This window comes from Methylobacterium sp. A49B, from assembly GCF_053346215.1.
In genome coordinates this window covers 385469-408884 of sequence record NZ_JBKFBO010000117.1, presented here as the reverse complement: position 1 = coordinate 408884, position 23416 = coordinate 385469, and the positions used below count along the sequence as shown (strand labels likewise).

The window sequence follows — 23416 nt, the reverse complement described above, 5'->3', positions numbered from 1 at the left end:
GGCATGACTCGACTAGCGGACGGCTATGCCCGCTCCTCCGCGGCGCCGGGCGTATCTGCGCGGGAGCCGGCGTCTGGTCCCCCGCGCGGTGCGGTCCTGGTCATCCTGCGCCTGACCGGATGGCGCCGACTCGGCTTGGCCTGGATCGTCGGCGCGCTCGGGGCCCTGGCGATGCCGCCTTACGGCATGCTGCCGGCCCTCATCCTTTCCCTGACCGTCGCGGTCTGGCTCCAGGACGGGGCCTCCGCCGGCCTCACGACCCTTCGGCGATTCTGGCCGTGCTTCCTGCTCGGCTGGGCGTGGGGCTTCGGCTACCTCACCGCCGGCCTGTGGTGGCTCGGACAGGCCTTCCTCGTGGAGGCGGACGAGTTCCTCTGGGCATTACCGCTCGGCGTCATCGGCCTGCCCTTCGGGCTAGGCCTATTCTACGGGGCGGGCTTCGGGGCGGCCGGCCTCCTGTGGGGGCGCGGGCCCGCGCGAATCGCCGCCCTGGCCTTCGGGCTCGGCGGCGCCGAGTGGCTCCGCGGCCACCTGTTCACGGGCTTTCCCTGGAACACCCTCGGGATGGCGCTCGCCCAGAACCTCTGGCTGATGCAGTGGGCCGCGGAGATCGGGCTTTACGGCCTGACGATCCTGGCCGTCCTGATCTGCGCCGCGCCCGCGACGCTCGCCACCGGATCGCACCCGCGCAGCCGGTACGGTCCCAGCGCGGCGGCCGCAATCGTGCTGATCGGCATGGGTCTCTACGGCGCCGCGCGCCTCGGACCGCCCGATCCGGCCGTGGCCGGCGTTCGGCTGCGCCTCGTGCAGCCGAACCTGCCTCAGGACGCCAAGTTCAGGCCCGAGAACCGGGCCGACATCGTGGACCGCTACATCGAGCTGAGCCAGCGTCCCGTAGGGGCCGGCGAGGCCGAGCCGACCCACATCGTCTGGCCGGAATCCGCCTTCCCGTTCCTGATTCAGCGCGATCCCGACGCCTTGGCCAAGGTCGCGGCCGGCCTCAAGCCGGGTCAGCACCTGATCACCGGCGCGGCCCGCGCGGAGGAGCCGCTGCCCGGCGAGCGGCTGCGCTACTTCAACGCCGTGATGGTGATCGGCCCGGGCGGTGCGATCTCCGACACCTACGACAAGGTTCACCTCGTTCCCTTCGGCGAGTACCTTCCGGCGCCGCTCGACGCCGCCCTGCGGGCGCTCGGCCTGCGCCAGTTCGTGGCGATCCCGGGCGGCTTCTCCGCCGGGTCGGCCGCCGCCCAGCGGATCCTGACAGTTCCGGGCCTGCCACCGGTGGCGGCGACGATCTGCTACGAGGCGATCTTTCCCGGTGCGATCCTGCCCGCCGGTCAGGCCGTACCGGTGGCGCCCGGCCTGATCCTGAACGTCACCAACGACGCGTGGTTCGGCGACACGCCGGGTCCCCGCCAGCACCTCGCGCAGGCACGCCTGCGCGCCGTCGAGGAAGGGCTGCCCCTCGTGCGCGACGCCAATACCGGAATCTCCGCGGTGGTCGACCCGCACGGTCGGATCGTCGCCCAGACCAAACTGGACGAGGAAACGTGGCTCGATGCCGATCTGCCCGCCCCGATCATCGGCGGCACCCTGTACCGCCGGATCGGCGACGCTGCCTTCGCCCTGATGCTCGCCGCCTGCCTCAGCGGCGCCCTGATCGCGCGTCGGCAACCGTGAACCCCGCGTGAGCCTCACGTGACCCCCGATCGCACCGCTCCGGGTCGGTTCCTGCTCGGGCTCGCGCTGATGCTGGTCGCGTTCAACCTGCGGCCGGCACTGAGCACGGTCGGCCCCCTGCTGGCGACCATCCGCGACGGGACCGGCCTGGGCGCCGGCGGCGCCGCAATCCTCACGACGCTACCGGTTCTCTGCCTCGGCATTGCCTGCGCCCTGGCCGCGCCGCTGATCCGGCGAATCGGCCCTGACCTCGCCGTGCTGGCGGGATCCACGATCCTGGCGGCCGGCCTGACGCTGCGCGGCCTCGGCGGTCTCTGGCCGCTCTTCGCCGGGACGGCGCTGGCCGCCATCGGCATCGGGCTCGACAACGTGCTCCTGCCGGCCCTGGTGAAGCGCGATTTCGCTGCCAGCGGCGGCCTGATGACCGGCCTCTACACCATGACCCTCTGCCTCGGGGCGGCCGCGGGCGCCGGGGCGGCGGTGCCGGTGGAGCACGCATTGGACGGGGGCTGGCCCTCCGCTCTGGCGATCTGGTCGCTGCCGGCGCTGGCCGCTGCCTTCCTGTGGATCCCGTTCGCCCGCCGGACGGTCTCGACCGCCGCGCCCTCCGCCGGGCGACTGCTCCGCAACCCGCTGGCGTGGTGGGTGACGGGCTTCATGGGCCTGCAATCGTCGCTCGCCTACATCCTGTTCGGCTGGCTGCCGCTGCTCCTCCAGGGGCGCGGCCTGACACCGCTGGATGCGGGGCTCTACGCCTCGCTGACCACGCTGGTTCAGGCCCCCGGCGCTCTGCTGACCGCCATGCTGGCCGCCCGCGCCCGGGATCAGCGGGCCTGGATCATCGCCATCCCGGGGCTCACCGCCGCGGCCTTCCTGGTCCTCGCCTTCGGGGCGGATTCGCTGCGCATCCCGGCTGCCGGCGCGCTCGGCTTCGGGGTCGGCGGATGCTTCGGCCTCGGACTGACCCTGATCGTGCTGCGCGCCGCCGACGCGGCGAGCGCCGCGGGCCTGTCGGCCATGGCACAGGGCATCGGCTACACGGGCGCCTGCCTCGGCCCGCTGGTGTTCGGCCTCGCCCATGAGGCCACAGGCGGATGGGGCGTACCGGGAGCGCTGTTCGTCGGCATCGCCGTCGTGGCGATCCTGATCGGTCAGGCCGCCGGCCGCGACCGAAGGGTCAGCGCGGCGGAGCCGGAGCCGCAAGATGCCTCCGCTCAGCCGTCGACCGCGCTCCACCCGGCCAACCCGGCCAGCGGCTCCTGATCATAGCGCGCCATCAGGTCGGTCATCGCGGCCTGATCCGAAAGGCGACCGTTCGCGGCCAGCCGGGCGAGCCCCTCGAAGAATCCCTCACGGCCGAGGGCCGGCGCGAAGCTCAGCGTGAAGCGCACCGGCCGGTCGCCGCGATTAGCGAAGGCGTGGGAAACGCCGGGCGGGATCAGCGCGAATTCGCCCGGGCCGAGGTCGTGATCCGTCCCGTCGATGTGAAGCGCGAGCCGGCCGGCCTCCACCTGGAACGTCTCTGTCAGCCGGGCGTGGCGGTGCAATCCGGCGCCGGGCGTGCGCGGATCCATGTCGACCCGGTAGATGCCAAGCCCGTCGGCCGTCTCGTCGCTGCGCGCCAGATAGGAGACACGCATGCCACCGATGACAGCGTTCGGGCCGAGACGGTGGTGCACGACATGCGCCATCACAGCCCTCGCCCGCTGTTCAAACAAAAATCCCGCGCGGCCGAGTGACCGCGCGGGCTCCGAGTGCGATCGAGACCGCGAGGCCTACTCCGCGGCGACCCGATGCGCCTGCGAGCCGTCCGAGTAGGTCTCGGACTGCAGGCGCTTGCCCGGGGCGGCGCGGCCCGGCAGTGGCGGCAGCGCCTTGGCCTTCTCCAGATCGATCCCGGCACCCTCGGCGACGCGGCGGCCGTAATCCTCGTCCGCGTGCCAGAAGTGCCAGACCATCCGGAGCTGGATCGGCTCGGGGCACTGCTTCATATCGGCGACGAGGTTGGCGATCAGGTCGTCGCGCTCCCAGTCCGCGAAGGAGCGGTAGCGAACGCCGGCCTGGGTGTAGTCGTCCTCGCAACGCGAGGTTTGATACCGGCCGAGTCGGCCCTCCACCGGCTGGTGGTAGTCCTTCGCGGGCTTCGGCGCCTCGCGCAGGCCCTCGGCCAGGGTCGAGGGCTCGTAGTTGATGTGCTTGTTCGGGCCGGTGCCGTCGACCGTGTAGGCCATCTGACCGTCGCGCTGGTTCGAGTAGACCCTCACGCCCGGCTGCGGCGCGTTGATCGGCAGCTGCAGGTAGTTGGCGCCGACGCGGTAGCGCTGCGTGTCCGAATAGGACAGCGTCCGACCCTGAAGCATCTTATCGTCCGAGAAGTCGATGCCATCGACCAGCACACCGGTGCCGAAGGCCGACTGCTCGACCTCGGCGAAGAAGTTGTCCGGCACGCGGTCGAGCACCATGCGGCCCACCGGCAGCAGCGGGAACTGGTCGACCGGCCACAGCTTCGTGTCATCCAGCGGGTCGAACGACAGGTGGTCGTTCGGGCCGTCCGGCATGATCTGGACGCAGAATTCCCACTCGGGGAAATTGCCGGCCTTGATGTTGTCGTAGAGGTCGCGGGTCGCGTGGCCGACATCCTTCGCCTGGATCTCGGAGGCCTGCTGCGAGGTCAGGTTGCGGACGCCCTGCTTCGGCTCCCAGTGAAACTTGCAGAGCACGGCCTCACCCTGGTCGTTGACCAGCTTGTAGGTGTTGACGCCCGAGCCTTCCATCTCGCGGTAGTTCGCCGGGATGCCCCAGGGCGACTTCAGGTGCGTCACCATGTGGATCGACTCGGGGTGCTGGGCCACGAAGTCGAAGAAGCGCCACGCCTCCTGGCGGTTCGTCACCGGATCCGGCTTGAACGCGTGGATCATGTCGGGGAACTTGATCGCGTCGCGGATGAAGAAGACCTTCAGATTGTTGCCCACGAGGTCCCAGTTGCCGTCGACGGTCTTGAACTTGACCGCGAAGCCGCGCGGGTCGCGCTCGGTCTCCGGGCTCTCCTTCGCGCCGGCGACGGTCGAGAAGCGCACGAACATCGGCGTCTTGACGCCGGTCTCGTTCAGCACGCGGGCGCGGGTGTACTTGGAGGCCGGCTCGTCGCCGATCTTGCCGTAAGCCTCGAACCAGCCGTGGGCGCCGGCGCCGCGGGCGTGGACGACGCGCTCCGGGATGCGCTCGCGGTCGAAATGCGTGATCTTCTCGATGAACTGGTAGTTCTCAAGCGTCGCGGGGCCGCGCTCACCGACCGTGCGGGTGCTCTGGTTGTCGCGGACCGGGTGGCCCTGGCGGGTGGTCAGGATCGGGCGTTGATCGCTCATGCGTACCGTCTCTCCGTTCTGCGAAGGCTCTCGGTGACAACGGGGCCAGCCTGGAACCGTTCTGGTGCATGGTTATGACCTCGGTGGAACCCCGAGGCAAATGCATCGTCACAAAGGTTCTGATAGACGTGATCTATGAACCTCGCCGGCCTATCCCTCCGCGACCTTGAGTATGTCGTCGCCGTCGCGGACGAAGGCCATTTCGGCCGAGCGGCGGAGCGCTCCAATGTCAGCCAGCCGACGCTCAGCGTGCAGGTCCGCAAGTTGGAAACCGCGCTCGGGCTCACCTTGTTCGAACGCTCGAATCGCCGGGTGCTGCTCACGGAGGCGGGGCAGGTCATCGTGCGGCAGGCGCGTGTGGTCCTGGCGGAGGCGCAGCGGCTCCTCGCGCTGGCCAGCGAGGGGCGCGGCGCTCCGCTTACGGGGCGACTCGTTCTCGCGGCGATCCAGACGCTGGGACCGTATCTATTCCCGTTGGTGATGCGACCGCTGCGCGAGCAGTACCCGCTGCTAATGCTCTCGCTGTCCGAATCGCGCACGGCCGAGATCATCGAAGGCCTGCGCGACGGGCGCATCGACGCCGCTCTGGTGTCCCTGCCTGTGGCGCAGCAGGGGCTGGCGGTCTCGCCCCTCTTCATCGAACCCTTCTGGCTCGCCTGCCCGTCCGAGCACGCCCTCGCCCGCGGCGGCGCCCTCTCGGCGACGGAGATCGCAGGACCCGACCTCCTGCTTCTGGACGAAGGGAACTGCCTGCGCGACCAGGCCATCGCGGCGTGCGGCGCCGGCTCCTCGGTCGGCCGCCACGCCACGAGCCTTGAGACGCTGCGGTCGATGGTGGCGGCCGGTGCCGGATACACGCTGCTGCCGGCCCTGGCCGTGCCGTCCGGGCCGGACCCGACGGGCCTCACGGTGACGCGGGCGTTCGACGTTGACGGGCCGGGCCGCACCGTGGCGCTGATCTGGCGGGCCAGCGATCCCCGCGGCACGGGGCTCGCCAGTCTCGCGGCCTTCTTCCGCGCGCATGCGCCGCCCGGCACGGCCGCCTGTCGCGACGGCGATGGGATCCTGTAAGGGGCTCGGCCGGCGAAAAACTGTCAGCCTTGACGGAGATGCGGGGCCGCCGTGCCGAAACTCCGCCGTGACAGAGCCAATATTGCCGTGTAGCGCGGGTCTTACGCCCGACCGTCTTGAGCGGGTGGATACTTCGCCGGTTCCCTTGCCCTCGCTCCGCACCTTCGGCCTCTGGGTCGCCCTTATCGCCGTCTCAGCCATCGTTTCCTACGGGCTGATGCGCGCGCAGTTTCCGGCTGCGCTGCTGCTCGGGCCCATGATCGCGGCGATCGCGTTCGGCGTCGGCGGCTCTCGTCTCCGGGTGCCGCGACCGGCCTTCCAGGCTTCGCAAGCGGCGATTGGTTGCCTCGTGGCGCACGCGGTGACCGGGCAGATCGCCCAGACGCTGCTGGAGGACGGCCCGCTCATCGTCGCCGTCGTGCTGGTGACCGTCGCGGTCAGCGGCCTCGTCGGCTGGATCCTGACGCGGCTGCGCGTGCTTCCCGGGACCACGGCGGCCTGGGGCTCGTCTCCCGGCGGCGCGTCCGCCATGGTTGCGATGGCCGAGGATTTCGGGGCCGACCCGCGCCTCGTTGCCTTCATGCAGTACGTGCGCGTTGCCGCCGTCGTGTTCTCGGCCTCGCTGGCCGCGCGGTTCCTCATGGAATCTCCCATCCCAGGCGCCGCCGCGGGAGCCGGCGAGGTGACCGGGCCCCTCTCCCTTCTGGCGACCCTGACGGTCGCCGTCCTGGGCGCCGGCGCCGCGCTCGCCCTGCGGGTGCCGGCTGGCGCGCAGGTCGGACCGATGGTCCTCGGCAGCCTGCTCCACGCCACCGGCGTGGTTCGCATGGCCCTGCCGGTCCCACTCCTCGAGATCGCCTATGCCTGCATCGGCATCTATGTCGGCCTGCGCTTCACCCGGGAGACCCTGCGCCTGACCGTCACGGCCCTGCCCGGTATTCTGGTGGCGACCTTCTCGGTGATCGCGCTATGCGCGGCCTGGGGCTGGGGGCTGACCCTGCTGCTGCCGATCGATCTCCTCACCGCGGTCCTCGCCACGAGTCCGGGCGGGCTCGATTCGGTGGCGATCATCGCGGTCGGCTCGAAGGCGGACGTCTCCTTCGTCCTCGCCGTCCAGACGCTGCGTCTGTTCGTGGTGCTGCTCACCGGGCCCCTTCTGGCCAAGTGGATCAGCAGGTCCGTACCGGAAACCGCGTTGCGATGAATGCTCTGCTCCTCGCCTTCCTGAACTCCTGGCGCGGGCTGCTTCACGGCGCGCGCACCGAGCGGGCGGTGCGGCAGGAATTGATGCTCCTGGCGCTCGGCGTCCCGGTGGCCCTCCTCCTCGGCACAACCCTCTGGGTTCGCGTCGCCCTGCTGGTCAGCCTGATGCTGATGCTCGCCGCCGAGTTCCTCAACACCGCCGTCGAGAAGCTCTGCGATCACGTCCACCCTGCGCACCACCCGATGATCGGCGTCGTGAAAGACTTGGCCTCCGCCGGGACGTTCATGGCGCAGTTGGCGGCGCTGGTCGTATGGGTGGCAGCGCTGGTCGATCGGCTGGGCTGACCTGCATCGCGTCCCACGCGCTCGCATCCGCTGGCCGGAGGGTCTATCTGGCCGGCAGAGCCCAGTGCGCCGGTCGAGAAGCCAAACCGTGACGGACTACATCCGCAAGATCCTCACCGCCCGCGTCTACGATGTGGCGATCGAGAGCCCGCTCGACCCCATGCCGCGGCTGACTCAGCGGCTCGGCCGCCCGGTTCTGCTGAAGCGCGAGGACCTGCAGCCGGTCTTCTCGTTCAAGCTGCGTGGCGCCTACAACAAGATGTCGGGTCTGAGCCCGGACCAGATCGCCCGCGGCGTAGTCTGCGCCTCGGCGGGCAACCACGCGCAGGGCGTGGCACTGGCCGCCGCCAAGCTCGGCGCGCGGGCCGTCATCGTGATGCCGCGGACTACGCCCTCCATCAAGGTCGATGCCTGCCGGGCCCGCGGGGCCGAAGTGGTTCTGCACGGTGATGCCTTCGACGAGGCGCTCGCCCAGGCCAAGGCGCTCGAAGCCGAGCAGGGCCTCACCTTCCTGCATCCCTTCGATGATCCGGACGTGATCGCGGGCCAGGGCACCATCGGCAAGGAGATCTTGGAGCAGCATACCGGCCCGATCGAGGCGATCTTCGTGCCCGTGGGCGGCGGCGGGCTCGCCGCCGGCATCGCCACCTTCGTGAAGTACCTGCGGCCTGGCACCAAGGTGATCGGCGTCGAACCCGAGGACGCCGCCTGCATGGCCGCGGCGCTGGCGGCCGACACGCGGGTCAGCCTGCCCTCGGTCGGCCTGTTCGCCGACGGCGTCGCCGTACGGCAGGCCGGCGAGGAGACCTTCCGGCTCTGCCGCGAGCACCTCGACGAGGTCATCACCGTGGACACCGATGCCATGTGCGCGGCGGTCAAGGACATCTTCGACGATACTCGCGCGGTGTCGGAGCCGTCCGGGGCGCTCAGTCTGGCCGGCGCCAAGCTCTACGCCGAGCGCGAGGGCGGCGACGGGACGCTGATCGCCATCTCGTCCGGCGCGAACCTGAATTTCGACCGCCTTCGCCACATCGCCGAGCGTGCCGAGATCGGCGAGCAGCGGGAGGTGCTGATCGGGGTCACGATCCCGGAGCGGCCTGGCGCCTACCGGGCCTTCATCAACGCCCTCGGGCCCCGGGCGATCACGGAGTTCAACTACCGCCACGCGGCCGGCTCGGAGGCGCAGATCTTCGTCGGGATCAACGTCACCGGCGGCAAGCGCGAGAAGCAGGCGCTCATCGCCATCCTGCGTGAGGCCGGCTACCGCGTCTTGGACATGAGTGACAACGAGATGGCCAAGGTGCACGTCCGCTACATGGTCGGCGGCCGGGCCGTGGGCGTGGCGCACGAGCGCCTGTTCCGCTTCCAGTTCCCGGAGCGGCCGGGCGCGCTGATGAAGTTCCTCGACGCCCTCGGTCCGGATTTCGACATCACGCTGTTCCACTACCGCAACCACGGCGCCGATTACGGCCGCGTACTCGCGGGCATCGCTGTGCCCCCCGCTGAGCGCGCGCGGTTCGACGCTGCGATCGAGGCGCTCGGCTACCCGGCCACCGACGAGACCGAGAATCCGGCCTACCGGCTGTTCCTCGATGGGGAGAGCGTCGGGGCGGGGTGAGCGTGAACCGGTTTGTCGCTCTCCCGCCCCTCGCATTTGCGGGCGTGACGCAATCGCGCATCATCGAGACAGCATACACACGGCGCGCTGCCCCGGGTCCTTTTACGACACTCGCGATGATGCGCGGCGTGCCTGGCAGGTCTATTCCTCCCCCTCCTCCACCGCCGTGACATCGGGCAGCGCCCGCAGCTTCGCCGCGATGGCCTCGAAGCTCGTCCGAGACAGGCGCACGAAGGTGACGGTGACTTCGTCGAGGTCCGGGTCAGCGCTCGGGCGGACCGCGAAGGTCCGCACCCGCGAGGCGCGCTCGCCGGACGCCGCATTGAGGGTGTCGATCGACAGGGCTCCCTTGCGGGCTATCAGACGCAGGGTCTGGGCCCGCATCCTGTCCCGCCAGCGCTCCTCGAACGGCTTGACCCCGGCCAGGATGCCGACGATCAGCGCCGTCGCCGCCAGGGCCGGCACGTAGAGCCCGCTGCCTATCGACAGGCCGATCGCCGCGACGCCCCAGAGGCTGGCCGCGGTCGTGAGGCCTTTCACCACCTCGCCGCGCAGCAGGATCGTGCCCGCTCCGAGGAAGCCGATGCCCGACACCACCTGCGCGGCAATACGGGAGGGATCGAGCACCACGTGCTGCATTCCGAGCACGTCGGAGAACCCGAAGGCCGAGACCAGCATGATCAGGCAGGAGCCGACGCAGACCAGCATGTGGGTCCGCAATCCGGCCGCCCAGAGCAGGCGTTCGCGTTCCAGGCCGATCACGCTGCCGAAAAGGGCCGCCAGAGCCAGCCGGGCCACCATCTCGCCATTGCCGATCAGCGCAACCTCCCTGACACACCGTCGTCGACGGTCGGAAGTCTCGCGGAATATGAGCCGGCTATCAAGCGATCCCGAGGGCCGCCTTCTCGATCTCGTAGGCCGCCCTTACGGCCGCTGCGCCATAGGTCCGCTCCAGGCGCCGGACCGTGAAATGGGCCCGAGCCGTGCTCTGGAAATGGTCCATGAAGGCGGCGTTCACCGCCGCGCCGCCGAACGCACCGAGGATCGGAACCGCCTGGGCGGCGACCTTCTGTGAGACCACGAGACCGAACCGGGCCGCGATCTGCGCGGTGAAGCGGATGAGGGCTGGGGCCGATTGGTCGAGGAGTGTCTTGCTGCCGGCGTAGCGCGCTGCTTCCGCCAGCGTCTTCGCCAAGGCGGCACGAACCGCGAAGTAGCCGCTCTCCGTGAGGGCCGATCCCGCCTCGGTGGCCGCAGCCGCCCGTCCGCCCAGCGCGAAGACCTGGACGCAGGCCAGTGCGCTCTCGGCTGTTTCCAGATCCTCGCCCTCCTCGCGGGCGATCTCAGCGATCGAGCGCAGCATCAACGTGGTGGAGACCGGAAGCTCGACCGCCAGCGTCGCGAGGCCGAAGGCGCCCCCGACCGCGCCCGAGAGGGCCGCCATCGCCTTATGCTTGGTCTCGCCGGAGCCGAGCATCCGCGCGACCCGGCTCTCGGCCTTGGCGGAGGCGGCCACGACACCCTCACCCTCGGCCGGCGCGAGTTCCGTGCGCGGCAGCGTCGCCAGGGCGACGCGCATGGCGCCGCGCATGGCGGCCTCCGTGCTGCGGCCGACCGCCTCTGTGATGGGCGCGGGCAGCGAGCGACCGATGATGTCGAGGGGCGCGCCGGCCGCCGCGGAGAGGCGTGCCGCCAGGCTCGGCCGCTCCAGGATCCGCACGGCCCGGCGGAGGGCGGCGAGGTCGGCCTCGCTCAGGGCGGTCTCGGGCGTGGCCGCCGGCAGAGTCTCGTCGGCGCGGGTCAGGTCGCTCGTGCTCATCCGTGGGTTCCTGGTTCTGTCCCGCTCACGCGGCCCCGGGGGCTCGCGCCGTGGAAGGAAGTTCGGCCCCCGGTATGCGGTTCCCCGGCTCACCCGCGTCCCGTACCGGCACCGCATCGGCCAAGCGGCCGCTCCGTCGCCCGACGGCAAGGGCGAGGATCAGGACCGGTATTCCCACCAGCGACGTCATCACGAAGAAGGCCGGATAGCCGATCGCCGCGACGACGAAGCCGGACGAGCCCGCCACGAGCTTGCCCGGGAGGGCGTAGAGCGAGGAGAACAGCGCGTACTGGGTGGCCGCGTAGGCCATGCTGGTCAGGCTCGACATGTAGGCGATGAGCACGATCCCCGCGAAGGAGCCGCAGAAATTCTCGATCGAGATGGCCACGGTCAGGCGCCAGATGTCGGCTGGGCCTGCCGACAACCACGCGAAGGCGAGGTGCGAGGACGCCGCCAGGAATGCGCCGAGCAGCAGGGTCGGGAACAGCCCGAGGCGGGCCAGCGCCCAGCCGCCGGCGAAGCCGCCCGCGATTCCGATCCAGATCCCGTAGAGCTTGGTGACGGTGGCGATCTCCTTCAGGTCGAAGCCGAGGGTGCGGTAGAGGGGGCTCGCCATCACGCCCGACAGGAAGTCCGGCAACCGGTAGAGCGCCACCAGGAGCAGGATGCCCCAGAGGGCGGTGCCGAAGCGACCGTGGAGCTCGGTCAGCGGCTCGAGCACGGCCCGGCGCATCGACCACAGCCGCGATCGGCCCGGTTCCTCCACTTGTGCCGCGCGATGCGTGTCGAATGGCGGAGCCAGCAGGGCAGCGATCATCCCGACCAGCATGAGCGCGGCCATGATCAGGTAGGCCAGCGTCCAGCCGCCGGCCGAGGCGATGAACAACGCGCCGGCGCCGGCGGTGATCAGGCCCAGGCGGTAGCCGAGGTTCGAGGTCGCCGCCAGGATGCCTTGGAAGTCGCTGCCGGCGGCGTCGATGCGCCAGCCGTCGATGACCACGTCCTGGCTTGCTGCGCAGAACGCCACCAGGAAGGCGCCGAGGCCGAGGAGCGCGAGGTTGGTCTTCGGGTCCGAGAAGGCCATCAGAACGAGGCACAGCGCGACGGCGGCCTGGGTGGTCACCATCCAGGCCCGGCGACGCCCGAGACGAGCACCCAGCACCGGGACGTTGAGGCGGTCGATGGCCGGAGCCCACAGGAACTTCAGCGAGTAAGGCAGCGCCACGTAGCTGAACAGGCCGATCGCCCGCACATCGATGTCCGAGAAAGCGAGCCGGAGCGTGAAGGTCCCGAGCACAAGGAGCAGCGGCAGTCCCGAGGAGAAGCCCAATGCGAGCATCAGCGCGATGCGCCGGTCCTCCACGATGTCGCGGAGCCGGAAGCGGTGCGCGGCCGGCGGCTGGTTGGCCATGGCATGGAACTCCTGAGCCTGCGTGGCCTTGATCCCGCGAAATCGTGGCAGCCTTACGCCGCAGGTTTTTTCGCTGGATTGTGATGTCTTTTGCCTCAATCTTGATCGAAGCTTGCTTAACGCGGTGCCCCCGTCCTGCGGCGCGCGGCGTTTCGCAGGCGCCGCCGGTCAAACGGGTGTCGTCGCCTGTGTATGGATTGATGCGTTGAGTGTCCGAGCCAAGCCCAGTCCGCCACCCACGGCGCTGGTCGACGCGTTCGCGCGCAGCCCGTCGCCGATGGTCATCACGGATGCCCGCGCGCCCGACAACCCCGTCGCCTGGGCCAACGATGCCTTCCTGGCGGCGACCGGCTACGGGGCTGACGAGATCGTCGGGCGCAATTGCCGCATGCTGCAGGGCCCGGCGACTGACCGGGCGACCGTCGAGCGGATCCGCGGAGCGATCCGGTCGGCGGAGCCGATCTCGGTGGAACTGCTGAATTACCGGAAGGACGGGACGGCGTTCTGGAACGCGATGACCATCACACCGGTCCGCGACGCGGAGGGCGTGGCGTTCTTCTACGCGGCGCAGGCGGACATGACCCACGTCCACCAGCTCGAACTGACCATGCGCGGGACGAACGACCACTTGGAGCGCTTGGTCGATGCCCGGACGCAGGACCTGAGCGCCGCGCTGGAGCAGAAGACCGCGCTGCTTCACGAGGTCGATCACCGAGTGAAGAACAATCTTCAGGTGATCTCGTCGCTCATGCTGCTCAAGGCGCGCCGGACGCCGGAAGGGGAGGCCCGCGACGCGCTGCAGAGCATGGCCGAGCGGATCGGGGCGCTGTCGACGGCGCACCGGATGCTCTACTCGGAGGGCGACTGCACGCATTTCAACCTCGGCGAGTTCGCGGCCGAATTCCTGGCCGACATGAACGCCGGCCTCGATCCGGACCGGCGCCGCGTGGAGGCCGATGTGGAGCCGATCGCGGTCGCGGCCGCGATGGCGGCCCCGCTCGCCCTGCTGATCCACGAGCTGACCGCGAACGCCCTGCAGCACGCGTTCCCGGACGAGCGCGAGGGCCGCGTCTCCATCGCGGCCCGCCGCACCGAGTTGGGGATGCATCTGACGATCCGGGACGACGGAATCGGGCTCGCGGCGGCTCCGCCCAACCCGGCGGGCTTCGGGCGCAACCTCGTGGAGATGGTCGTCCGGCAGATGCGCGGAACCATCGCGTGGTCGGATGCCGAGCCCGGCACCACCGTGGAGATCGATATTCCGATCCGGGGCGCGTCTTGAGGATTCGGCCGTGACGCTTCAAGCTCACCGGTTCCCGTGCCGATGAACGGAGTGGATATGGAGCTGGGCGACACCAATGCGGCGGCCCTCCGAATCCTCGTGGTTGAGGACGAGGCGCTCATCGCGTTGGAGCTGGAGTGCCTTCTGGACGATCTGGGGCACGTGACGGTGGGCGTCGCCGGCAACGCGGCCGAAGCCATCGCGATGGGGCGCTCCACCGCGCCGGACGTCGCCCTCGTGGACATTCATCTGGTCGACGGACCGACCGGCATCGAGGTCGCGCGGGCGCTGTCGGCGGACCGGCGCACCACGGTGGTGTTCATGACCGCGAACGCCAAGCGCATCCCGGAGGACTTCGCCGGGGCGATCGGGGTGATCGCGAAGCCCTATTCCGAGCGGGTCGTGGCCAGCACCCTCGATTACGTCGCGGATCGCCGCGCCGGCCGGCGCGAGCCCAGCTGTCCGGACGGCTTCTCCCCGGCTCCGGCCTGAGGCCCTCCACACCGCTCTGAAATCCCCGGAGTCGCGAGTGTGCGGCTCGCCTAGCCCTTGCCCGCCCGCTCCCGCTTCAGCCGATAGAGCGCGTCCAGCGCTTCCCGCGGCGTCAGCGCGTCGGGATCGATCGCGTCGAGGAGCGCGCCGAGGGGGTCCTCGGGCGGCGGCTCCGGCGGCGGCGGCGGAGCCAGGGCGGCGAAGAGCGGCAGGTCGTCGATCCGCGCGCGGGCGGGGCGGCCCCGCTCCGCCTTCTCGAGGCTCTTGAGGATCGCGCCGGCCCGGGTCACGACGCTGCCGGGCAGGCCCGCCAGCCGCGCCACCTGCAGGCCGTAGCTCCGCTCGGCCACCCCGGGCACGACCTCGTGCAGGAACACGACCCCGTCCCGGTGCTCGGCCACCTTCAGCGTCGCGTTCTCGAGCCGCGCCAGGCGGTCGCCCAGGGCCGTCAACTCGTGGAAGTGCGTGGCGAAGAGCGCCCGGCAGGCATTGGCCTGGTGCAGATGCTCCAGGCAGGCCCAGGCGATGGAGAGACCGTCGAAGGTCGCGGTGCCGCGGCCGATCTCGTCGAGGATCACGAGCGAGCGCCGGGTCGCCTGATTCAGGATCGCGGCGGTCTCGACCATCTCGACCATGAAGGTCGATTGGCCGCGGGCTAGGTCATCGGCGGCGCCGACCCGTGAGAACAGCCGGTCGACCCGCCCGATTCGCGCCTCCGCGGCCGGCACGAAGGCGCCCATCTGGGCGAGTACCGCGATCAGCGCGTTCTGGCGCAGGAAGGTCGACTTGCCGCCCATGTTGGGCCCGGTGATCAGCCGGATCCGTCCGCGGGTGTCGCCCGAGAGATCGCAATCATTGGCGATGAACGGCTCGCCCGCGCGTCGCAGGGCCGCCTCGACCACTGGGTGGCGGCCGCCCATCACGACGAAGCTCAGCGAATCGTCGACCACCGGCCGCCGCCAGTCGAGTTCGACCGCCAGTTCGGCGTGGCTCGCGGCGACGTCCAGTCCTGCAAGCGCCTCGGCCACCTCGGCGACGGGCTCGGCCCGCGCGAGCACCCGGGCGGCGAGATCGTCGAACACCGCGCCCTCCAGGGCGAGCGCGCGGTCGGAGGCACCGGAGATCTTCGATTCCAGCTCACCCAGTTCGACGCTGGTGAAGCGCATCGCGTCCACCATGGTCTGCCGGTGGACGAACTCGCTCTGGAGGCCCTTGAGGCAGGCCTCGCCCACGGATTGCGGGACCTCGATGAAGTAGCCCAACAGGTTGTTGTGCTTGATCCGCAGGGTGCGGCACCCGGTCTGCTCGGCGTAGCGGGCCTGCAGGGCCGCGATGACCTTGCGCGAATCCTGGCCGAGGGTTCGCGCCTCGTCGATCTCGGGGTGGTAGCCCGCGCGGACGAAGCCACCGTCGCGCCGGCTCAGCGGAAGCTCGTCGGCAAGGGCCGCCGACAGGGTCGCGATCAGGTCGGGATCGGCACCGGACAGATGCTCGCCCAGACGGGCGAGATCCTCCGGCAGATCCGGCACGGCCGCGAGGCGTGCCCCGAGATCCGCCGCCACCGCGAGACCGTCCCGGATGGCGGCGAGGTCGCGGGGACCGGCCCGGCCAAGGCCGGTCCGCGACAGGGCGCGGGCCAGGTCCGGCGACCGGGCCAGGGCATCGCGCAACGCACCGCGCAGCCCCCGATCCTCGACGAGATGTGCCACGGCCGCGTGACGCCGGGCGATGGCGGTGAGGTGGGTGAGCGGGCCGGCGAGGTGCTCGGCCAGGAGCCGCGCGCCGTTGGCCGTCACGGTTCGGTCGATCGTGGCGAGGAGGCTTCCCGCGCGCTCTCCCGACAGGGTGCGGGTGAGTTCGAGATTCGCCCGCGTCGCCGCGTCGATGGCGAGCGTCGCGCCCGCATCCTCCCGGGTCGGGACCGCCAGGGGCGGCCTCGCGGCGAGCTGCGTGCGGGCGATGTAGAGCAGCGCCGCGCCGGCCGCCGCGATCTCGGCCCGACTGAACTGACCAAAGCCCTCAAGGGTCGAGACCCCGAACTGCTCGCGCAGACGCCGCTCGGCGGCGGCGGGCTCCAGTTCGGCCTGGGCCAGCGGTACGATGGCGGCCCGGCTCTCCTGCCAGATCCGGGCGAGGGCCGGATCCGCATGGATCGCCTCCGACAGGACGATCTCCCGCGGGTCGTGCCGGGCGATGGCGCCCGCGAGGTCGCCGCCGGCCACCTCGCTCAAGGCGAAGCGGCCGGTGGAGATGTCCACCGCGGCAAGGCCGTAGGCCACCGCCCCCTCCCCGGTCTTGCGGCGGCCGATCGCCAGCAGGAGGTTGGCCCGGGCCGGGTCCAGGAGCCGGTCCTCGGTGATCGTGCCGGGCGTGACGAGGCGCACGACCTCCCGGCGCACCACCGATTTCGGCCCGCGTTTCTTCGCCTCGGCGGGATCTTCGGTCTGCTCACAGACGGCGACACGATGATCGAGGGCGATCAGGCGGTTGAGGTAATCGTCCGCGCGATCGACGGGCACGCCGCACATCGGGATCTCGGATCCCGCATGCTTGCCGCGCTTGGTCAGCACAATGCCGAGCGCCCGGGACGCGATCTCGGCATCCTCGAAGAATAGCTCGTAGAAGTCGCCCATCCGGTAGAACAGCAGGCAGTCCGGATTGGCGGCCTTGATCTCGATGTACTGCGCCATCATGGGCGTGGCGCCCACCGGATCGAGGCCGGTGGCGTGCGTCGTATCGGCGGCGGGGCGGACGGCGGTTCGGGCCATGCCGCCTCTTAGCAGAGCGCGGGCCGCGAATCAGGACGCGGGCACCGAGGCGGCTGGGGAGAAGCCGCCTCGATGGTGGATGGCAGCGGTTCCGGCGCGCGGAACGGCCGGTCCTCAGTAGCGGGGGCCGTTCGTGGTGTTGCCGAGATTCTGCTGGTGCCCGCGGAGGGCGGGGTTCTTCGCGTTCGGGTTGCCGTGCCGATGCGTGTTCATGCGGCGCATCCGGCGCTCATGACGGGTGGTGCGATGCCGATGCATCCGATGGTGGCGATGCATGACGACGTGCTCGACCAAACCGCCCTCGACGAGGCCGGGTTGCGGCATCGCGGGCGCGGCCTGGGCGGCTGCCGTGCCCGCGAAAAGACCAGCCGCGAACAGGCCGGCGGTCAAAAGCGTGCGAAAAGACATGATGTGCTATCTCCGATCCGCCCTCATGAGCGACAACCTAAGGGCTGTTGGATTGGAATGTTCCACGACCATTTAGAAAAATAGACTTTGTCCAAATAGGAAATCACGGATTATCGGATGCTCTGATCCGTACGCTCGATGAACGAAGGCAGCAGTGATCAGAACTTAAAGGCGAGATTGAATATCTGATACAATCTTGTCGTGCGTTGACGCTGTCCCCTGCGCGACAGGTTGATGCGCGCCCGGGACAGGACCTGTCCGCGGTCCCGCTCGCCCCGATGATCTCAGGTGACGAAGACCTTTTCCGGTCGGAGCAGGTGCTCAAGCCAGGAAGCGCTCAAGATCCGCGGCGATGGCGGCCGGCTCCTCGTGCGTCAGCCAGTGGGATGCGCGCTCGTACCAGCGGATCCGGCCGTCGTCGCAGAAGGCGAGGCTCGCCTGCGCGAGCCCGGCTTGAAGGGCGGTGTCCCGCTTCCCCCAGAGGATCAGTGTCGGCACCCGGACCCGGGGCGGTTCGGCCCGCTCCAGCTGGACCAGGGCGCGGTACCAGTTGAGCATCGCCGTCATCGCGCCGGGCTGGCGCCAAGCCGCGACGTAGCGTTCGAGGTCGGCCGGCGCGAAAGCGCCCGGCCGGCTGGTTCTCACCAGGGCATGCCGCAGGGCGCGGCACCGGTCGGCGGTGAGCAGCCGCTCGGGAAGTCGGGGAAGCTGGAACAGGCCGACATAGATGCTGCGGAGCCACTGGCCGGGATGATGCCGCATGTAGTCGCCGACGATGGCGGGGTGCGGCGCGTTGAGGATGGCCAGGCGCTCGATCCGCGCTGGGTAGAGGCTCGCGACCCACCACGCGACGAGTCCGCCCCAGTCGTGGCCGACCAGCCGCACGGTCGGCGCGCCGCAGGCGTCGGCCAGGGCCACCACGTCGGCCGCGAGCCGGTCGAGGTGATAGGCCGACCGACCCTCCGGCTTGTCGCTGAGCCCGTAGCCGCGCTGGTCCGGCACGATCACGCGGAAGCCGGCCTCGGCGAGGGGCGCGATCTGGTGGCGCCAGCCGTACCAGAACTCCGGAAACCCATGCAGCAGGATCACCGCGGGCCCCTCCGCAGGCCCTGCCTCGGCGACATGCAGGGTCACGTCCGGCAGTGCGATCCGGCGAAAGCTGACGCCTGTCACGTCCATATCGGGCGAGGCTCCGTCACGACGCGGGCGCGCGGCGCTCAGAACCCGAGCGTGGCACAGGGGCCCGCCTCGGGCGACAGCTGGTCCCGGAGACGATCCGGCGTCGTCCGGGTCAGGAGGCACAGCAGCACGAAGGCCGCGCCCTCGAGCAGGCCTCCGCGGGCGGGTGACGACATCGCAGTGCTGCCGGGAGCGAAAGCGCGTCCGTCGATCGGCTTCGAAGGGATGTGGGTCATGGTCATGTGCTCCGCGTGTCTCTCCCGGGAGATCGGCGCGCGGCGCGCCGGGTTACAGGGTCCGCGGTCGCAAGCGTGCGGTGCCGCACGAGGACCGATCAGCGCACCGGGTCGAGCCAGCGCGCGAGCGCCCCGCCCGAGATGCCCGCGCGGGTTTCGCGGTACCCGAGTTCGGCGGATTCCTCGAACCGCGACCACGCCCGGAGATCGATTCCGGACAGCTGGGGCTTCAAGACGGCCGTGGCATGGGCCGCGGCCATCAGGCTCTGGGCATCGCTCGACACGGTGGCGGCGCGCAGCAGCAGCGGCGCGAGGCCCGGCATCGCCAGGGGCGAGCCGATCAGCTTGCGCATGAGCCGGCCGCTCCATCCCCGCGTCGGCATGTCCTGGAAGGCCCGGTCGCTCCCGACATCGACGGCCAGGACCGGCCCGCGCTCCATGTCGGCGGCGACATCGGCCGGCAGGTTGTTCATCATGCCGCCATCGACCAGGACACCCTCGTCGCAGAGGACCGGCGGCAGCAGGCCGGGGATCGCGATGCTGGCCCGCAGGGCCTTCGGCAGGTCGCCCGACCGGTGAACCATCGTGTTGCCGGTGGTGAGGTTCGACGAGACGCAGAAGAACGGCAGCCACAGATCCTCGATCCGCGCGCCGCCGTAGCGCGCGGCGAGGCCGGCATCGACCTTGGCGCCGCGAGTCAGGGCGTGGAGCGGCAGCGTGTAGTCGTTGATCGGGTTGCTGGAGGCGAAGAACGCCTCGGTCTGCGCGTGGATCTCCGCCGTGCTCCAGCCCATCGCGAGGCTCGCCGCGATGATGGCGCCCATGCTGGTGCCGCCCACGAAGTCGGGCGCGCAGCCGGCCTCGTCGAGGGCCTTCAGGACTCCGAGATGGGCTAGCCCCCGCGCCCCGCCGCCGCCGAGGACGAGGCCCCGGGCCGTGCCGCTGACGAGCCGGGCGAGGCGCTCGAGATCCGCCGGGCGGTCGTCACGCAGCTGAATCCGCAGGGCCGCCCGCAGGGCGGCCACCGCGGGATGCAGGGGCTTCGGGCGCCGCGCACCGGCATCCTGCCGGACCACTAGGTCCATGCGGATCCAGTCGGAGCGCACACGCTCCAGGTAGGCCGCCGCCCCCGGCCGCGGCGGCGCGTCCGGCTCGGCCAGCAGCAGCACGTGGTCGCCCCGGCGCTGACTCTGCCGGCACCAGGGACAATCGATCTCGCGCGCGGCCAGGATCGTGCGCGCGTTCCGGCCCTCGAACTCCTGGAACCACGATTCGTCGGCCCCGTCAGGCCAGTCGGTGAGGCAGCTGGTCTCCCCCGGCAGGAGCGCGTCGAGGGCTGCGGCGAGCCGCGGCGCGAGCGCGGCCGGGTCGGGACCCTCCGTTACCGCGAGGATCGTGAAGACGCGCGGCGCGTGGTGCAACGAATAGCCGTCGTAGATCGCGCGGATGCGGTCTGCCAGCATGCGGGCGAAGTAGAGGAGCGTGTGCGGATGCTCGGCGATGACCGCCTCGAAGGCTTCGCGGGTCAGCTGCAGACAGTGCGAATCGCGGAGCGCCATCACGGTGGCCGCCCGCGGCGCATCCGATAAGAGGGCCATCTCGCCGAAGGTCTCGGGTGGCCGGAGGCGCGCGAGCCGCGTCGGCTTCCCGTTGTGATCGCGCGCCGAGACGCCGATCGCCCCCGAGACCAGGGTGTAGAGCGCATCCCCCCGCGCGCCCTGCTCGAACAGCGTGTGGCCGGCCGGGACGGCGAGCGGCACCATGCGGGCGCGCACCGCCTCGATCGCGGCCACGTCGAGACCCGCGAGGAAAGGGATCAGGGGCGTGCTCACGCCGTCACCACCGGATCAGCCGGATGGCGCGGGCCTCCCGCCGGGCATCGCCGCATCGTCCCCCGTCCTCCCTCTCGCCCGCCGCCCGTCAAATCATAGTCCACCGGCCGCCCGTCGTGACCGCGTGCGGCATCTGAAACCCGAAACTCTTCGCGCCGCGGACGCCATCCGCTACAGGCGGACGGAAATTGGACCGGGAGGACGGCATGTCGAGGGCGGATCGGATCGCGATCGTGACCGGGGCGGGGACGGGCGTCGGCAAGGCCGCCGCCCTGGCGCTCGCCGGCGGCGGCTGGACCGTCGTGCTCTCCGGCCGCCGGCCGGCCCCCCTGGAAGAGGTGGCTGCCCAGATCGGCGATCGGGCGCTGCCGGTGCCGACCGACGTGACCGACCCCGCGTCGATTGCCAATCTCTTCGCCCGCACGCACGCGGCGTTCGGCCGCCTCGACCTCCTCTTCAACAATGCCGGCATCGGTGCACCGGCGGTGCCCCTGGAGGATCTGCCGCTGGAGACGTGGCGACAGGTGGTCGACACCAACCTCACGGCGCTGTTCCTGTGCACGCAGCACGCCTTCCGTCTCATGCGCGACCAGGACCCCCGGGGTGGGCGGATCATCAACAACGGCTCGATCTCGGCGCACGCCCCCCGGCCGAACTCGATCGCCTACACGGCGACCAAGCACGCGGTGACCGGCCTGACCAAGGCGACCTCGCTGGACGGGCGCGCCTACGACATCGCCTGCGGCCAGATCGACATCGGCAACGCCGACACGCCTATGGGCGGCAAGATGAAGGCTGGCGTGCGCCAGGCCGACGGGTCGCTCCGCGCGGAGGCGGTGATGGACGCGGACCATGTCGGACAGGCGGTCCTGACGATGGCGAGCCTGCCGCTGGAGACCAACGTGCAGTTCATGACCATCATGGCCACCAAGATGCCGTTCGTCGGACGCGGCTGAAGGCGCGAAGGACGCGGGCATCGCGACGCTCGCCTCCGCCCCATAAGACGCGACAAGAGACGCGACACGAGACGGAGACGGTTGGAGGCGATCCCTCGAACCGAATTCTCTCGCCATGAAATGACGCGCCACAACCGGCTGGCGCTGCGGAAACCAGTGGCGTTTCCGGCGCCGGCCCCGGACCCGCCGACGCCTGGCCTCCCCGGGCAGGGGTACGCTGTCCGGCAGGGTCTGCGCGGACCGGCACGGCTCATCCAAAGACCTGCGTTTTGAGCCTCGATGCGCCCGCACGCGATTGACGGCCCGCGCTATAACTCATACAAACCAAGCGCCGAAGAACGGCTGGGCTCAAATCCGGTCGCCGTAGGGAGAAGACAAGCGCCCGGCGCGCCGACTTCGATCAGACTGACCTCAAGCTGCTGGCACCTGCTAAGTAAAAAGCACATGCCGTCTCGCATAGTTAAAAATAAAACGCGTCGATGGTCGATGTAATGGCAAATAGCCCCTTTTAGCTGAGCAACGACAACAGCTATTGATGGCTTTTAACCTAGCAATAGCGATATCATTGATCCTTTGATCCGGATCGGGATCTGTGTGATCGTCCAGACTTCGACAACAAGAACGGGGGGATTATGTTCGGCAAGCACACGATTCGGAAATTTTTCTTCGGAGCTGCCCTCTTGAGCGGCTTGGCCGCACCGCCCGCGCAGGCGGCGGGCGGTGATCCGATCGGTGTGGCCATGCCCACGAAGTCGTCCCAGCGCTGGATCGACGACGGCAACAACATCGTGAAGCTGCTCAAGGCCAAGGGCTACAAGCCGGACCTGCAATACGCCGACGACGACATCCCGACCCAACTCGCGCAGATCGAGAACATGCTGACCAAGGGCGTGAAAGTCCTGGTCATCGCCTCGATCGACGGCACGACGCTCAGTGATGTGCTGGCGAAGGCAGCCGAGCGCGGCGTGAAGGTCATCGCCTACGACCGCCTCATCAAGGGAACAGCGAACGTCGATTACTACGCCACGTTCGACAACTACAAGGTCGGCGTGCAGCAGGCGACCTCAATCGTCGATGGGCTCGGGCTGAAGGACGGGAAGGGGCCGTTCAACATCGAGCTGTTCGGCGGCTCGCCCGACGACAATAACGCCTACTTTTTCTACGACGGCGCGCTGTCGGTGCTGCAGCCCTACCTCGACGCCAGGACGCTGGTGGTGCGCTCGGGCCAGTTCGGCATGGACAAGGTCTCGACCCTGCGCTGGGACGGGGCGACCGCCCAGGCCCGCATGGATAACCTGCTCTCGGCCTATTACGGCACCGCGCATCTCGATGCCGTGCTCTCACCCTATGACGGCATCTCCACCGCTATCATCTCGTCGGTGAAGAGCGTCGGCTACGGCTCGGGCACCATGAAGCTCCCCGTGGTCAGCGGCCAGGATGCCGAGCTGCAATCGGTCAAGTCGATCATCGCGGGCGAGCAGACGGCGACGATCTTCAAGGATACGCGCGAGCTGGCCAAGGTGACGGTGGCGATGATCGACGCCATCGAGGGTGGCCGGCAGCCCGAGATCAACGACTCGAAGACCTACAACAACGGCAAGAAGGTCGTGCCGTCCTACCTGCTGACGCCGGTGATCATCACCAAGGCCAACTGGAAGGCGGCGCTGGTCGACGACACGGGCTACTACACCCTCGACCAGCTCAAGTAACCGCCGCCGGGCTGCGGCCCGGCCTCGCTCCGCCCCGCG

At 70.0% G+C, this 23416-nt stretch carries 20 protein-coding genes; 10 read left to right on the top strand and 10 right to left on the bottom strand.

Annotated elements, in window-relative coordinates:
* The first annotated feature begins 3 nt into the window (after positions 1-3).
* On the top strand, positions 4-1683 hold the full coding sequence (gene lnt / locus ACLBX9_RS23175) for an apolipoprotein N-acyltransferase (protein ID WP_447720566.1): 1680 nt from the start codon (positions 4-6) through the stop codon (positions 1681-1683).
* An 18-nt stretch (positions 1684-1701) separates the two neighbouring features.
* Positions 1702-2946 (top strand): MFS transporter, encoded by a 1245-nt coding sequence (locus ACLBX9_RS23170; protein ID WP_447720565.1) that lies wholly within the window; start codon positions 1702-1704, stop codon positions 2944-2946.
* Here ACLBX9_RS23170 and ACLBX9_RS23165 read toward each other — a convergent pair.
* Entirely contained in the window at positions 2898-3374 is a 477-nt protein-coding gene (locus ACLBX9_RS23165) for a cupin domain-containing protein (protein WP_447720564.1), read from the bottom strand. The two genes, ACLBX9_RS23170 and ACLBX9_RS23165, sit on opposite strands and share 49 nt — an antisense overlap.
* 84 nt (positions 3375-3458) lie before the next feature.
* Positions 3459-5048: a catalase gene (locus ACLBX9_RS23160; RefSeq protein WP_010684073.1), complete on the bottom strand. Its 1590-nt coding sequence runs from the start codon at positions 5046-5048 to the stop codon at positions 3459-3461.
* A gap of 135 nt (positions 5049-5183) precedes the next feature.
* Between ACLBX9_RS23160 and ACLBX9_RS23155 the strand changes: the two genes are divergently transcribed.
* The 4 genes from ACLBX9_RS23155 to ilvA all read left to right on the top strand — a co-directional run bounded on the left by ACLBX9_RS23155 (position 5184) and on the right by ilvA (position 9285).
* Complete coding sequence (locus tag ACLBX9_RS23155) at positions 5184-6119, top strand: LysR substrate-binding domain-containing protein (protein WP_447720563.1); 936 nt, start codon at positions 5184-5186, stop codon at positions 6117-6119.
* A gap of 145 nt (positions 6120-6264) precedes the next feature.
* Positions 6265-7323, top strand: coding sequence for an AbrB family transcriptional regulator (locus ACLBX9_RS23150; RefSeq protein WP_447720562.1), 1059 nt, complete (start codon positions 6265-6267; stop codon positions 7321-7323).
* Complete coding sequence (locus ACLBX9_RS23145; RefSeq protein ID WP_010684076.1) at positions 7320-7667, top strand: diacylglycerol kinase; 348 nt, start codon at positions 7320-7322, stop codon at positions 7665-7667. Before ACLBX9_RS23150 ends, ACLBX9_RS23145 begins: the two co-directional genes overlap by 4 nt.
* Entirely contained in the window at positions 7654-9285 is a 1632-nt protein-coding gene (gene ilvA, locus ACLBX9_RS23140) for a threonine ammonia-lyase, biosynthetic (RefSeq protein WP_447720638.1), read from the top strand. The genes ACLBX9_RS23145 and ilvA overlap by 14 nt, the downstream gene beginning before the upstream one ends.
* 141 nt (positions 9286-9426) lie before the next feature.
* On the opposite strand, the gene ACLBX9_RS23135 is transcribed toward ilvA, so the two are convergent.
* From ACLBX9_RS23135 to ACLBX9_RS23125, 3 genes are all read right to left on the bottom strand, one after another.
* Positions 9427-10086, bottom strand: a complete 660-nt coding sequence (locus tag ACLBX9_RS23135) for an MgtC/SapB family protein (protein WP_010684078.1) — start codon at positions 10084-10086, stop codon at positions 9427-9429.
* 79 nt (positions 10087-10165) lie between these two features.
* Entirely contained in the window at positions 10166-11104 is a 939-nt protein-coding gene (locus ACLBX9_RS23130; RefSeq protein ID WP_447720561.1) for an EcsC family protein, read from the bottom strand.
* Between the two features lie 25 nt (positions 11105-11129).
* Entirely contained in the window at positions 11130-12515 is a 1386-nt protein-coding gene (locus ACLBX9_RS23125; protein ID WP_010684080.1) for an AmpG family muropeptide MFS transporter, read from the bottom strand.
* A 205-nt stretch (positions 12516-12720) separates the two neighbouring features.
* Between ACLBX9_RS23125 and ACLBX9_RS23120 the strand changes: the two genes are divergently transcribed.
* Both ACLBX9_RS23120 and ACLBX9_RS23115 read left to right on the top strand, forming a co-directional pair.
* Positions 12721-13797 (top strand): histidine kinase dimerization/phosphoacceptor domain -containing protein, encoded by a 1077-nt coding sequence (locus ACLBX9_RS23120; protein ID WP_447720560.1) that lies wholly within the window; start codon positions 12721-12723, stop codon positions 13795-13797.
* Positions 13798-13839: 42 nt separating this feature from the next.
* Positions 13840-14289 carry a response regulator gene (locus tag ACLBX9_RS23115; RefSeq protein ID WP_010684082.1) on the top strand — a complete coding sequence of 150 codons (450 nt, stop codon included), beginning with the start codon at positions 13840-13842 and terminating at the stop codon, positions 14287-14289.
* Between the two features lie 50 nt (positions 14290-14339).
* Here the strand turns inward: ACLBX9_RS23115 and mutS are convergent, their stop codons facing one another.
* The 5 genes from mutS to ACLBX9_RS23090 all read right to left on the bottom strand — a co-directional run bounded on the left by mutS (position 14340) and on the right by ACLBX9_RS23090 (position 20712).
* Entirely contained in the window at positions 14340-17057 is a 2718-nt protein-coding gene (gene mutS, locus ACLBX9_RS23110; RefSeq protein WP_447720559.1) for a DNA mismatch repair protein MutS, read from the bottom strand.
* Between the two features lie 114 nt (positions 17058-17171).
* Entirely contained in the window at positions 17172-17465 is a 294-nt protein-coding gene (locus ACLBX9_RS23105) for a hypothetical protein (RefSeq protein ID WP_447720558.1), read from the bottom strand.
* A 321-nt stretch (positions 17466-17786) separates the two neighbouring features.
* Positions 17787-18644 carry an alpha/beta fold hydrolase gene (locus tag ACLBX9_RS23100; RefSeq protein ID WP_447720557.1) on the bottom strand — a complete coding sequence of 286 codons (858 nt, stop codon included), beginning with the start codon at positions 18642-18644 and terminating at the stop codon, positions 17787-17789.
* 38 nt (positions 18645-18682) lie between these two features.
* On the bottom strand, positions 18683-18880 hold the full coding sequence (locus ACLBX9_RS23095; protein WP_447720556.1) for a hypothetical protein: 198 nt from the start codon (positions 18878-18880) through the stop codon (positions 18683-18685).
* A 98-nt stretch (positions 18881-18978) separates the two neighbouring features.
* Complete coding sequence (locus tag ACLBX9_RS23090) at positions 18979-20712, bottom strand: patatin-like phospholipase family protein (protein ID WP_447720555.1); 1734 nt, start codon at positions 20710-20712, stop codon at positions 18979-18981.
* Between the two features lie 206 nt (positions 20713-20918).
* Here ACLBX9_RS23090 and ACLBX9_RS23085 point away from each other — a divergent pair, with 206 nt between their 5' ends.
* Complete coding sequence (locus tag ACLBX9_RS23085) at positions 20919-21668, top strand: SDR family oxidoreductase (protein WP_010684088.1); 750 nt, start codon at positions 20919-20921, stop codon at positions 21666-21668.
* Between the two features lie 632 nt (positions 21669-22300).
* On the top strand, positions 22301-23377 hold the full coding sequence (chvE, locus tag ACLBX9_RS23080) for a multiple monosaccharide ABC transporter substrate-binding protein (RefSeq protein WP_447720554.1): 1077 nt from the start codon (positions 22301-22303) through the stop codon (positions 23375-23377).
* Positions 23378-23416: the final 39 nt, after the last annotated feature.